This window comes from Acinetobacter sp. UBA3106 (assembly GCA_002365595.1).
Classification (GTDB): Bacteria; Pseudomonadota; Gammaproteobacteria; order Pseudomonadales; family Moraxellaceae; genus Acinetobacter.
Genome location: DFAM01000025.1, coordinates 37,019 through 49,846 on the forward strand (window position 1 = coordinate 37,019; position 12,828 = coordinate 49,846).

13 protein-coding genes are annotated in these 12,828 nt (G+C 41.2%); 9 read left to right on the top strand and 4 right to left on the bottom strand.

Annotated features, from left to right (window positions below):
* Positions 1–6 precede the first annotated feature (6 nt).
* Complete coding sequence (locus B4C48_RS13675) at positions 7–291, top strand: GNAT family N-acetyltransferase (protein ID WP_291357431.1); 285 nt, start codon at positions 7–9, stop codon at positions 289–291.
* A 52-nt stretch (positions 292–343) separates the two neighbouring features.
* Complete coding sequence (locus tag B4C48_RS13680) at positions 344–628, top strand: GNAT family N-acetyltransferase (RefSeq protein WP_291357433.1); 285 nt, start codon at positions 344–346, stop codon at positions 626–628.
* A 51-nt stretch (positions 629–679) separates the two neighbouring features.
* On the opposite strand, the gene B4C48_RS13685 is transcribed toward B4C48_RS13680, so the two are convergent.
* Both B4C48_RS13685 and B4C48_RS13690 read right to left on the bottom strand, forming a co-directional pair.
* A complete protein-coding gene (locus B4C48_RS13685) occupies positions 680–1,762 on the bottom strand; it encodes a zinc-dependent alcohol dehydrogenase family protein (protein WP_291357435.1) in 1,083 nt (360 codons plus the stop codon).
* Between the two features lie 467 nt (positions 1,763–2,229).
* A complete protein-coding gene (locus B4C48_RS13690) occupies positions 2,230–2,544 on the bottom strand; it encodes a hypothetical protein (protein ID WP_291357437.1) in 315 nt (104 codons plus the stop codon).
* A 220-nt stretch (positions 2,545–2,764) separates the two neighbouring features.
* Here B4C48_RS13690 and B4C48_RS13695 point away from each other — a divergent pair, with 220 nt between their 5' ends.
* Positions 2,765–3,238, top strand: a complete 474-nt coding sequence (locus B4C48_RS13695) for a BLUF domain-containing protein (RefSeq protein ID WP_291357439.1) — start codon at positions 2,765–2,767, stop codon at positions 3,236–3,238.
* A 41-nt stretch (positions 3,239–3,279) separates the two neighbouring features.
* Here the strand turns inward: B4C48_RS13695 and mpl are convergent, their stop codons facing one another.
* Positions 3,280–4,644 carry a UDP-N-acetylmuramate:L-alanyl-gamma-D-glutamyl-meso-diaminopimelate ligase gene (mpl, locus tag B4C48_RS13700; RefSeq protein WP_291357441.1) on the bottom strand — a complete coding sequence of 455 codons (1,365 nt, stop codon included), beginning with the start codon at positions 4,642–4,644 and terminating at the stop codon, positions 3,280–3,282.
* A gap of 256 nt (positions 4,645–4,900) precedes the next feature.
* On the opposite strand from mpl, the gene B4C48_RS13705 reads away from it, so the two are divergent.
* From B4C48_RS13705 to B4C48_RS13720, 4 genes are all read left to right on the top strand, one after another.
* Positions 4,901–5,239, top strand: a complete 339-nt coding sequence (locus B4C48_RS13705) for a DMT family protein (protein ID WP_166171700.1) — start codon at positions 4,901–4,903, stop codon at positions 5,237–5,239.
* A gap of 179 nt (positions 5,240–5,418) precedes the next feature.
* Positions 5,419–5,934: a 5-(carboxyamino)imidazole ribonucleotide mutase gene (gene purE, locus B4C48_RS13710; protein WP_291357443.1), complete on the top strand. Its 516-nt coding sequence runs from the start codon at positions 5,419–5,421 to the stop codon at positions 5,932–5,934.
* A 27-nt stretch (positions 5,935–5,961) separates the two neighbouring features.
* Positions 5,962–7,083 (top strand): 5-(carboxyamino)imidazole ribonucleotide synthase, encoded by a 1,122-nt coding sequence (locus B4C48_RS13715; RefSeq protein ID WP_291357445.1) that lies wholly within the window; start codon positions 5,962–5,964, stop codon positions 7,081–7,083.
* Between the two features lie 642 nt (positions 7,084–7,725).
* Positions 7,726–9,012, top strand: a complete 1,287-nt coding sequence (locus B4C48_RS13720; protein ID WP_291357447.1) for a lytic murein transglycosylase — start codon at positions 7,726–7,728, stop codon at positions 9,010–9,012.
* 83 nt (positions 9,013–9,095) lie between these two features.
* Here B4C48_RS13720 and B4C48_RS13725 read toward each other — a convergent pair whose 3' ends face one another.
* The gene (locus tag B4C48_RS13725; RefSeq protein WP_291357449.1) at positions 9,096–10,223 is read right to left on the bottom strand and encodes an anhydro-N-acetylmuramic acid kinase; all 1,128 of its coding nucleotides are present in this window, start codon (positions 10,221–10,223) and stop codon (positions 9,096–9,098) included.
* Between the two features lie 63 nt (positions 10,224–10,286).
* Here B4C48_RS13725 and tyrS point away from each other — a divergent pair, with 63 nt between their 5' ends.
* Both tyrS and B4C48_RS13735 read left to right on the top strand, forming a co-directional pair.
* Positions 10,287–11,519: a tyrosine--tRNA ligase gene (gene tyrS / locus B4C48_RS13730; protein WP_291357451.1), complete on the top strand. Its 1,233-nt coding sequence runs from the start codon at positions 10,287–10,289 to the stop codon at positions 11,517–11,519.
* Between the two features lie 520 nt (positions 11,520–12,039).
* Positions 12,040–12,333, top strand: a complete 294-nt coding sequence (locus tag B4C48_RS13735) for a hypothetical protein (RefSeq protein WP_291357452.1) — start codon at positions 12,040–12,042, stop codon at positions 12,331–12,333.
* The last annotated feature ends 495 nt before the right edge of the window (positions 12,334–12,828 follow it).

A 12,828-nucleotide genomic window follows, 5' to 3' on the forward strand; every position in this document is an offset into this window, starting at 1 on the left:
ATAAAAATGCTGGAAATTAAGCACGAAGATGATGGCAAAAAAGGTGAATTTTATATCGGTGACCATCTTCAGCATCTAGCGGAAATGGTCTATACCTGGGCCGGTGAAAAGGTTTTTATTATTGAGCATACCGATGTAGACGATTCTCTACGTGGACAAGGAATTGGCAATAAATTACTGGATTGTGCTGTCGCATGGGCACGTGAAAAAAAGGTCAAAATTATTCCACTCTGCCCTTTTGCAAAGTCAGTTTTTGATAAAGATTCCTCTATTCACGATGTTTTAAAATAATCTACTTTTAACGTATTCTGATTTCAGTCAAATAAAAAAGTGAGGGCTAGCAATGCAGTTTCAACATGATGATAACGGCCAACAAGGTGAATTTTTTACTTTGAATGATGCAGGTAAGCGAATTGCAGAAATCAGTTATGTATGGAGTGGTGAGCATAAAATTATTGCCAATCATACCTGGGTGGATGACGCTTTGCGCGGACACGGCGTTGCACGCCAGTTGCTAGATGTACTGGTGGAGTTTGCCCGTCAAAAAAGATTGAAAATTGTACCGACCTGTTCTTATGTCGATGTAATGTTTAGACGAGATAAAAGCTTTGCAGATGTTAGAGCTTAGCTTTTAAATTGATAAAAAAGCCCAAACACTGGGCTTTTTTATGTTTTTAAGCTATTGCCCTTCAATGATAACTTTCATTGCTTTCTGGTCTGCCGCATGTTTAAACACATCATAAGCTTTCTCAAACTCATCAAATTTAAAATGATGTGATGCCAGTTTTTCCATCGGTAATTTTCCAGAACAGCAGGTTTTAAGGAGCATGCCGGTGGTATTGGCATTGACCAGACCGGTGGTGATGGTCAGGTTTTTAATCCATAACTTGTTGATTTCGAAATTCACCGCTTTACCATGCACCCCGACATTGGCGAGATGTCCGCCTTCTTTCACCACATTTTGACAAATATTCCAGGTGGGTTCTGCACCGACCGCTTCAATGGCACAATCCACGCCTCTGCCGCCGGTAATGTCTAGGATGCGCTGAATGGCATCTTCCTGCATGGAGTTGATGGTGTTTGTCGCACCCAATTCTTTGGCCAGCGCTAAACGGTGATCATCGGTATCCACAGCAATAATGACGGAAGGCGAATAAAATTGTGCAGTCAACAAACAGCCCGTACCAATCGGTCCCATGCCGATAATGGCAATACTATCGCCAGGTTTGACGTCGCCATAGCGCACGCCAATTTCATGCGAGGTCGGCAATACATCGGATAAAAATACCGCCACATCTTCATTTAAACCTTCAGGTAAGGGATAAAGTGAGGTGTCGGCAAAGGGAGTGCGCACATATTCTGCATGGCTACCATCAATCATGTAACCCATAATCCAACCTCCGCCATTCTGGCAGTGCGCATAAAGTTGTTTCTGACAGTTTTCACAGGTTCCACAGCGGCTAATACAGGAAATAATCACCCGATCGCCTTTTTTGAAATTTTTGACGGCGGAACCGACTTCTTCAATAATTCCGATGCCTTCATGACCCAAAATGCGGCCATTAAATTGCCCGCTTATGGTTTTGGCATGTTCCTGTATTTCAGGATTTTTACCTTTCCATATGCCTAAATCGGTGCCACAGATGGTGGTTTTGGTGACTCGGACCACGGCATCGTCGGGATTAATAATCTGGGGAATTGGGCGCTCTTCAAAGCGGATATCATTTTCGCCGTAGTAGACCATTGCTTTCATTGTTGTCATCAGCTTATTCCTTTTCCATTCCCTCTCATGCATGCTGTGGAGTAAATTTCCTCTTTAAAAAAATTAAGGAAAACATTTAAATAAAGGAAAATTCAACAAGGATGAGAGGAAAACAGTTGATCAGAACCTCTGCTGTATTCATAGGACATTGAAGCATTGAGCATAAATACACAGAGCTTATCTAACTAAGCTATCAACACTAAGAGATGAAGTCATTACTTGGACAGCTTTGCTTACAGAATGATCTGCTTTGAATGCAGACTGAAAGGATTCAAGATAAACATAATCAATGCGGAATTTTATTTGTACGTGTTTATAAGAAAGGAACAAGCTGATAAAAATGATTCTAATCGGGGCTTTTTTCGAGTAGAGGTTTAAACAATCACAATATGCAGATATTAAGTTTTAACATCTGTATATTGTGATAGTTGTTTTATGACTAAAAGCTGAACCAATCTTAGAAAAATTTATAAGGACTGGGTTTTATTAAAAAGCAGGTTCTGAGATTGGATAAGTTGGGTTAAAACAATACCCAGCACCGAGGTCATCAGCATCATTTCCAACATCACATATTCTTGCACCGAGAAAAAACATAAGGCCAAGACAGCCAGACTACTATAGATATACAGGGTATGTTGAACCCAAATTTTAAGGGTAATCCCAAGAAGGCCTGAACAAATAGCAATGTTCAGCATCTCTTCAATACCATTACGATGTAGGATAATGATTAGGCTTAAGTAACTACAAACTAATCCCATCGTGATGAAAAGTTTTTTTAACATGCTTTTCTCCTGATTTTAGGTAATTATTTGTTTTGATTCCGCTAAATCCATTTTAATATACCAAAAGGTAAAAAATAAGTTGTTTTGACCCATAGGCTTTGTAAGAAAGAAATTACATTTGATTGAAAAATGATCAATATTGGCTTAAATTGAACTTTAAAAATTAACCTGTGGACTAGATAAGCAATTTAAAACTCACACCAATATTTATAGGTGCTTTATGCTCACCCAATTGTGTTATGCCAGTAGTCGTGTCGAATATAATAATGATTTATTACAGGATTTAAGCGACATTTTAGCTACCGCACGTGCTTTTAATCAGGTGCATGATATTTATGGTGTGCTGTATTATGCTGAAGGGATTTATTTTCAATGTTTGCAGGGTGAACAAAGTCAGTTAGAACAGCTATTTACACAGATTTCGAAGGATGCCCGGCATAATCAGATCCACCGTTTTCCAGATCATGCCATTGAAGAAATTCACTTCAAGCAATGGTCGATGAAATATGTCAATCAGCATGGAAAAATCACCACCCTGTTTAAGAAAATGGGTTTAGATAAATTCTTGCCCCATCAGTTGAATGATCAGCAAATCAACCAGTTTCTAGACTTACTGTTAAGAATGGAAGAAAGCGGACATGCGACAAAAGCCAAGGTAGGGATAAAAAACCGCGGCTATCAAAATTATTTTTAAATAAAAAGCCCACATGATGTGGGCTTTTAATATTTCAACATCTAGGCTTTTAAAGCACGAATCAATTTCTGGTGTAATCCGCCAAAACCGCCATTCGACATAATTACCACAGCATCACCCTCACCTGCTTCACTTGCTACAGTTTTGATGATGTCATCCAGGGAACGTGCCACAACAGCTTTGTTAGGTGCTGCATCAATCACCGGTTGCAAATCCCAGTCCAGCCCTTCTGGTTGATACCAGATCACTTCATCAGCCAGACGTGCTGAATGAGCCAAGCCATCTTTATGGCTACCCATACGCATGGTATTGGAACGCGGTTCAATAATCGCCCAAAGTTTACGTTCACCTAGGCGTTTACGTGCGCCGTCCAAGGTCGTTTCAATGGCTGTGGGATGATGGGCAAAGTCATCATACACTTCAATGCCTTTTACCGTATCCAGCAATTCCATACGGCGTTTCACGCCGCCAAAATTTGAAAGTGCTTCACATGCCGTTTCAATAGAAACCCCGACATGTTCCGCCGCTGCGATGGTCGCCAAGGCATTGGCCACACTGTGCTGCCCGGTCATATTCCACTTAACAATGCCTTTAACGATGCCATTTTCCAGCACTTTAAAATGTGAACCATCATTTGATAACTGTTCAGCAGAAAGCGATGCTTTCTCATTGGCATCCAATGAAGTGCGAACCACAGGTGTCCAGCAGCCCATGTCCAAAACTTCATCAATATTGCTTTCAGTAATTGGGGCAATAATGCGGCCTTCACTTGGAATAGTGCGGACTAAATGATGGAACTGTTTTTGAATTGCAGCCAGATCATCAAAGATATCGGCATGGTCAAATTCAAGGTTATTTAAAATCGCGGTTTTTGGATGGTAATGCACAAACTTGGAACGCTTGTCGAAAAAGGCAGAATCGTATTCATCCGCTTCAACGCAGAAATATTTTCCGCCACCTAAACGTGCGCTTTCACTAAAACCGAGCGGTACGCCACCAATCAAGAAACCGGGCTCTAAACCGGCTTGATCGAGTACCCACGCCAGCATCGTTGTGGTTGTGGTTTTACCGTGTGTTCCTGCAACGCCTAGCACATGCTTGCCTTGTAAAACATGATCGGCCAAGAATTGTGGACCTGAAATATAAGGCAGACCTTCATTTAACATATATTCCACAGCATCAATGCCACGTTTCATGGCATTCCCGACAATCACCAAATCTGGATGTGGTTGCAAATGGCTGCGGTCATAGCCCTGCATTAAGCCAATACCTGCATTTTCCAGTTGGGTCGACATGGGTGGATAGACGTTCGCATCTGAACCCGTCACCTTATGTCCTAAATCACGTGCTAATAATGCGAGCGAGCCCATAAAGGTGCCACAAATACCCAAAATATGCAGATGCATGCGTTTTAACTCCACTGCTTTTTAGACACATCACGTTGTTGTTGGTGGTGTTGTCATTATCAATTCAATTTGAAAGCAACGATATCAAGGGTTTTGCGGAAAAGATAGTCTTTCTTGTATCTATTCATAGCATTGTATCCGGTACTTTATATAGGTGTTAGATCAGGATTTCTGCGAACTAAAATCAGTCATGAAATCACATGCTTTTTTACAGGAAAAACGTAAAATATTGGCAGTTATTCCAGATGAATTGACCATGTACTTTGCCCTGCTACTTTTAATTATTTCCAACTGTTTTATGACGCTGGCCTGGTATGGTCATTTGAAGTTTTTACATGGTGCACCGCTTTGGCAAGCGATTTTATTTGGCTGGTTGATTGCCCTGCTGGAATATAGCTTTATGATTCCCGCCACTCGCCTGCTCGCACAACAAGGCTGGGCCGTGGGACAAATGAAAATTACCCAGGAAGTGGTGACTTTACTGGTTTTTGTGCCTTTTATGATTTTTCTGTTTAAACAACCCTTTAAACTGGATTATTTGTGGGCAGGCCTGTGTTTGGTGGGATGTGTTTATTTTGTATTTCGTAGCCAGTAAATTGGCCACTGCCCTATTTTCAGCTATTTCAATAAAAAAAATGAAAATATCAGCCTGCTTGAGCTGTTAAATTTTGGTGAGATGAAAAATCAGTCTATAATATCGGGCTTGTGATTCATTTAAAGCTTGGCTCTTGTCGAGATTTATCCTTCCTTACATTCGTTTACGGAATATTTGCAATGAATGCGGCTGCTGCACAAGACACTCAACCTCTTGTTGGAATTATCATGGGTTCCCAATCTGACTGGGCAACTCTGGAAAACACTGCCAATATGCTGAAACAGCTTGGCGTCCCATTCGAAGCGGAAGTTGTTTCTGCACACCGTACCCCAGACCGTTTATTCGAATATGCGGAAACAGCACGTGAGCGTGGCATTCAGGTGATTATTGCCGGTGCTGGCGGTGCAGCACATTTACCAGGCATGTGTGCAGCAAAAACTGATTTACCCGTTCTAGGTGTGCCGGTGAAATCTTCCATTTTAAATGGCGTAGATTCTTTGCTTTCGATCGTGCAAATGCCGGCGGGTATTGCGGTGGGTACATTGGCGATTGGTCCTGCGGGCGCAACCAATGCAGCAATTATGGCGGCGCAAATTTTAGGTTTAACACGCCCGGAAATTGCCAAAAATGTTGCTGAATTCCGTGCTGCGCAAACTGAAAAAGTGGCAAGCAAAAATATTCCTGGTCAAAACTAAAGCCAAGCTTAAAACGGGACACATCTTATGGATAAAACCATCGGTATTTTTGGTGGTGGTCAACTCGGCCGTATGATGGCGCAAGCTGCTCTACCGCTGAATATTCAATGCACCTTCTTTGAAGCCAATACAGATTGCCCTTCCGCAGCGCTGGGTCAGGTCATTTCAAGCAAAGCTGAAAATGGTTTACAACAGTTCATCGAAAGTGCAGATGTTTTCAGCCTTGAGTTTGAAAACACTCCACTGGCAGATGTGGATGTTTTAACCCAGCAAAAAGACTTGCATCCGCCACGTCAGGCTCTGGCAATTGCCCAGCATCGTCTGTCTGAAAAAGCCTTGTTTGATGAACTCGCAATTCCAGTAGCGCCTTATAAAGCAGTGACTTCACTTGAGAGTTTGCAGGCTGCTGTTGCAGAACTTGGTTTACCCATCGTATTGAAAACCTCACGTGGTGGTTATGACGGTAAAGGGCAATTCGTTCTACGTTCAGCAGATCAGATTGATCAGGCTTGGGCAGAACTGGGTCCTGCCGGTGAACTCATTGCAGAAAGTTTTGTGACGTTCTCACGCGAAGTCTCAATCATTGCGGTACGTGGTCAAAATGGTGAGGTGAAAACCTGGCCATTGGCTGAAAATCATCATCACAACGGCATTTTGTCGCATTCGATTGTACCTGCGCCAAACAGCACAGATTTACAGCCGGTAGCACAAGACTACATCACTCGCCTGCTGAATCATTTGAATTATGTCGGTGTGTTGACGCTTGAGCTGTTTGTGACCGAAAAAGGCTTATACGCCAATGAGATGGCGCCACGCGTGCATAACTCGGGGCACTGGTCCATTGAAGGTGCGGTTTGCTCGCAGTTTGAAAACCACATTCGTGCGGTTGCGGGTTTGCCATTAGGTTCAACCGAAGTGGTGCGTCCAACGGTGATGATCAATATTATTGGTCAACATCCTAAGTCTGAAGATGTATTGGCGCTCAATGGTGCGCATTTACACCTTTATAATAAGACGGAACGTGAAGGTCGTAAAATTGGCCATATCACCTTGATGCCGAATGACAGTGCTGAACTGACTACTTTATGCCGTGCATTGGCGAAAATATTGCCGAATCCACTGGCACTTAGCGAAGATATGAGCATTTAAACGCAAGTTTGAATGATAAAAAAGCGGTCATGCCTATGGCCGCTTTTTTTATGCCTGCGGTTCAGGCATGATTGCGCCTCTTTTCTGGAAACACGCCGTTTATCGGAGCAAAATAGCAACTGTTGTACGTAATTTGTACAATGTTTTATAAATATACTGCATAAAAAACAAACAAATAGAATTGTCCTATATTCCAGTTTTATTTTTATAAAACGATGCAGAAATTTTTAAATTCAAAAGATAAAAATAAATTCAAACAATGAATTTAAATTTAAAACTTAGGTTTTGAATTTAAAAAAATATGAATTCAAAAACACATTTAAGGATATAAATTCAAACTTTTGAATTTAAATTTATATATAAAAAATGCTAAAAAGCAGCTAAAACCGGTTTATCCACAGGTGGTTTGAATTTAAAAACGCACTTTAAATTTAAAACAATGAATTTAAATTCATAATCTGGAGATTTTTGAATTTAAAAATTTTAAAAACATGAGTTGTGGATAACTTTTTAAATTTAAAAATAGAATATGAATTTAAAATGAAGAAAAATAAATTTAAATTTACGATTTGATTCAGAAACGCTGTGCTGATGGTGGTATGGTAAAAGCATAATTTAAATTCAAAGATCGTAAAGGATACTATGCAGCGCTTAGCTTTCGTTTTAGGTTCAGTTTTCCTTGCCATGACTCAAGCCAATGCTGAGCTGATTATTAATGGTCAACCCGTTACAGTCACTTCAACCCCATCTGCAAATCAAGTTTTGACCTCACAAAATAATTTTCAGCAATGTATTGCAAACCTACGTAATCAAGCTGTGACTTCGGGAGTAAGTGGCTCTAGTTATGATCGCTATACACAAAATTTAGTGCCTGATTATTCCGTGATTGAAAAACTGAATTATCAACCAGAATTTTCTACGCCAATCTGGGATTATTTATCCGGTCTGGTGGATGAAGAGCGCGTACAGCTCGGACGTCAAAAACTGGCTCAGCACCGTGAAGTTTTAAATCGTGTTGCAGCGGCCTATGGTGTGCCGGCTGAAACCGTAGTTGCGGTTTGGGGTGTGGAAAGTAACTTTGGTGACATTTCCGGAAGTTATCCTTTATTGCAGGCTTTGGGGACTTTAAGTTGTGAAGGGCGTCGTCAGAGTTATTTCCGTGGAGAATTTTTTACCACGATGCGAATTCTACAACGCGGTGATTTAACCGAGCAGCAAATGAAAGGCTCGTGGGCAGGGGCATTTGGTCATACCCAGTTTATGCCTTCAACCTATGAAGAGCTGGCGGTGGATTTTGATGGCGATGGCCGTCGTGATCTGGTGTCGAGTACCACAGATGCTTTGGCTTCAACCGCAAATTTCCTGAAAAAACGTGGCTGGCAAACTGGCATGCCTTGGGGTTTTGAAGTCAAAATTCCTGAAGGGATGTCTATTGCGGGCGAAAGCCGTCGTAATAAAAAGGCTTTGAGTAACTGGGTCAGCCAAGGGGTGGTGCGCGCTGACGGTACACCATTAATTCAAGGTAATTTAACTGAATCATCCACTGCGGGCCTCATGGCACCTGCAGGCGCAAATGGACCGGTATTTTTAGTCTTCAAGAACTTTGATGCTATATATAGTTATAACGCGGCAGAAAGTTATGCTTTAGCAATTGCGCATTTGTCTGATCGTTTACAGGGTCAGGGTGGGTTTAGTAAAGCCTGGCCTACTGATGATCCGGGAACATCGCGTGCTGAACGTCGCGAGATCCAGCAATTTTTATTGAATAAAGGTTATGCCATTGGTGCGGCAGACGGGTTGATCGGTGATAAAACCCGTCAAGCCATTCGCCAGGAACAAACGCGTTTGGGTTTAAGTCCAACCGGTCGTGCTGGTCAGCAAATTTTAAATGCTTTCCGCAGTGAAAATGCTAAAAAGATGATGCAATAAATAATGATATAAAAGTATAGAACTAAAAAAGGTCTGCTTGATGCAGACCTTTTTTTATACTGAAGCTTTGCATCAAAAAATGCTTAAACTGCAGTCATGCTTCCCAAAAGACGATAGCCAGCTGCACCAGTGACTGCGGGTAAGTTACCGCTTTGCTGATTGACAAAACGCATAGCCAACCAGGCAAATGCAGTGGCTTCCACCCAGGTTGGGCTGAGTCCTAAATCGTCAGTGGTTTGTACTGTCCACTCGTGTTTGCGTAAACGCCAGCGCAGTTGCTCAAGCAGGTTCGAGTTATAGGCACCACCACCGCAGACATAGACTTCGCCAGTTGCCATTTCAGAACGGTAAATAGCTTTTTTAATGGCACGGGTGGTGAGTTTCATTAAGGTTGCCTGAACATTTTCAGGGGTATCTTCTAACTCATCATATTCAAGGTCATTGCGCCAATCGAGAATCTGTTCATCTAGCCATTCAAGGTTAAAGTCTTCACGGCCAGTACTTTTAGGGGGTTCTTTGGAGAAAAACTCATGCGCCTGCAAGCGGTCAAGCAGGCTGCGGATCGGTTGTCCGTAGGCTGCCCAGTTACCATTTTCATCATAAGGCTGACCGGTATAACGGTGACACCAGGCATCCATCAGGATGTTGGCAGGGCCGGTGTCAAAACCAAATACGTGTTCAGGCTTGCCCGCAGGCAACATACTGACATTGGCAATCCCGCCTAAATTCAGAATCACCCGATGAATGCTGTCATGCTGAAACAGGGCTTGATGAAATGCAGGCACCAAAGGCGCACCTTGGCCGCCAGCTGCCATATCACGACGACGAAAATCTGAAATGACCGGAATCTGCGTCATTTCAGTAATAATGTTGGGATCACCAATTTGCAAGGTGAAGCCATGTTCAGGACGGTGACGGATGGTTTGTCCATGCGAACCGATGGCTTTAATTTGACTGCGATCTAAGTGGTTGTTTTCAATGAGCGTATTAATACCCTGACCAATCATGCTGGCTAAAGCCACGTCAGCCTTACCCATACGGTCAATTTCATTATCGCCCGGTAGGGTGAGCGCCATCAGTTCATCACGAAGATCGGGATCAAATGGCAAGGTGAGGGTCGCATGAAGCTGTAAGGGATCAAAAGAAGCAGCAACAATATCGACACCATCCATGCTCGTGCCGGTCATTACCCCAATATAGATCGCTGTCATGATTATTCTTAAGCCTGCAATGTGCTGAAAAAGTGTTAGTATATCGCACAAATTGAATAACTGATGTGTTTGGGTTTTGTGATGTCAAATTTCCTGCCGGCTGAAGAACAACTTGCCCTCATTCAACGAGGCACGCATGAAATTATTTCCGAAGAAGATCTTCTGAAGAAGTTAAAAGAAAATCGTCCGCTTAAAATTAAAGCGGGTTTTGACCCGACTGCACCTGATTTGCATTTAGGTCATACGGTTTTAATTAATAAATTGAAAGTGTTTCAGGATTTGGGACATGAAGTGTATTTCCTGATTGGTGATTACACTGCCATGATTGGCGATCCAACAGGTAAAAGCGCGACTCGTCCGCCATTGTCCCGCGAGAAAGTGCTGGAAAATGCAAAAACTTATCAAGAACAAGTATTTAAAATTCTTGATCCGGCTAAAACCAAAGTTGTATTTAACTCTGAATGGTTTGCTGAAAAATCTGCGGCTGATTTAATTCAATTGGCTTCACAGCAAACAGTGGCGCGTATGCTGGAACGTGATGACTTCACCAAGCGTTATAACAGCCATCAGCCGATTGCAATTCATGAGTTTTTGTATCCATTGGTTCAGGGTTATGACTCAGTCGCATTACAGGCTGACGTAGAGTTGGGTGGTACAGACCAAACCTTTAACCTGTTGATGGGCCGTACCCTGCAAGGTCGTTATGACCAAGAATCACAAGTCTGTATTACGGTACCGATTCTTGAAGGTTTAGATGGCGTGAATAAAATGTCTAAATCTTTGGGTAATTATATTGCCGTATTTGATGCTCCGGGTGCGATGTATCAAAAAGTCCTTTCAATGCCCGATTCCTTGATCGAGCGTTACTTTGATTTATTAAGTTTTAAATCAATTGAAGAAATTCAAGGCTTGTTAAAAGAAGTGGCGGAAGGCCGTAACCCGCAAGAAGTGAAAAAGATTCTTGCACTTGAACTGGTTGAGCGTTTCCATGGTGCCGAAGCTGCGGCAACTGCACATAAAGGCGCTGGTAACCTGATTACTGAAGGTGAACTTCCAGAAGGTACGCCAGAAGTCACCATTTCACGTGCTGAATTTGGGGGCGAAATCTTTATTACCTCTATTTTACGTGCTGCTGGTTTAACTAAAAATGCGGCTCAAGCCAAAGATGCGATCGGTCGTGGTGCTGTTAAAGTCGACTGGAATGTGGTTGATGCCAATTTTTCTGTGAAAGAGAACGTGACTTTGATTGTTCAGGCCAGCAAAAAAGCAATTGCAAAAGTGACCTTTGTGGACTAATTAATATTCTAAGTTATTGAAATAAAAGCAGGCTTTGGCCTGCTTTTATTTTGTGTGCTGTATATTAATATTTTAAATAATCAAATTCAAAAAAAAGCTTATAAAAACAAGAGTTAAATTTTGCCAAATAGATTGCATTATTTTTTTCTTATGTATAAGATTTATCCATCTAGACTTTGTGTAGAAAACATATCTAGAGGGTAAGCGTAATAAGAAAAGCTCCACAATTTTTAAGTCTCTTCCCCAAGGGACTTTTTTTAAATTTTTGAAGATAACTATAATAATGACATGATGGATCGAATAAAGATTCAATTCTAAGGAAGAGATTTTGGGAGAGATCTCTTCCTTTTTTATTTCCAAAATTTCTTTTTTTCTTTTAATCATCACATTTTTTATTGGCTTTAAATGCAGTATTAGATAGCCTGATAGAGACTGACATCCAAAAAATTATCAGTATGCTGAGCAGATGAGGTCTCAAAGAAGATCTATAAATTGATAAAAAAGAGGGTAATCAGCGTTTATGTACCAATATCAGACTCAGGATAATTTTGATCAGGAAATTGATTTCATTTTACGTTTTCTATTTGAATACGACACACCTGAACAGAAGCAGGGATCTTTTAATCAAGCCTATGCTTTTTTACAGCGTTTGGATATTGCCTCGCACTATCTTCTATTTTCACTGGTCAAAGAGCGTTTACCGCGCCGAGCTAAATTATTATTTGCTGCTGAGGATTATCAGGGTAAGAAAGAAGTGATTGAAGAAGTCATGCAGCACTGGCTAAGACCGAACACTTCCCTATATGTAGCTTAAGCAGTTTTAATATTCTATTAGGCTTTATATAGGTCGAAATCAGATTGTATAACTTATATGGCGTTTAATGAATATGAGTCGCTTCTTTTAACTCTTTAAAACGTGGAGTTGAAAGAAAATTTTATCTAAAAGGGGCAGTTTGATTCTATTCAGTTGTCTCATATCTATAAGTTGGATAGAAAATAGTAAAATATGCGATTTGCTATCAATGGATTCCAAAAAAATCTGGAGACAACGTCGAAATGTTACGGTCTTATTGAAATTCCGCCTGTTTTTAATCGCTAATAGGTCTTAATAAAAATAGCTGTTTTAAAATGAATTGCACTGAATACAGGTTTTATTTCATAAAAATGGTCAAATTTTAGATAAAAAAGCGATTTTTTAGTGATTTTCGTAGAAAAAAGATACATACGTGAAAAATAAAGTGAATTGGGGGTTGCAATGATTCTGAAATCCTCTAGAATGCACCCCATACCGACGAGATAGACGGAAAAG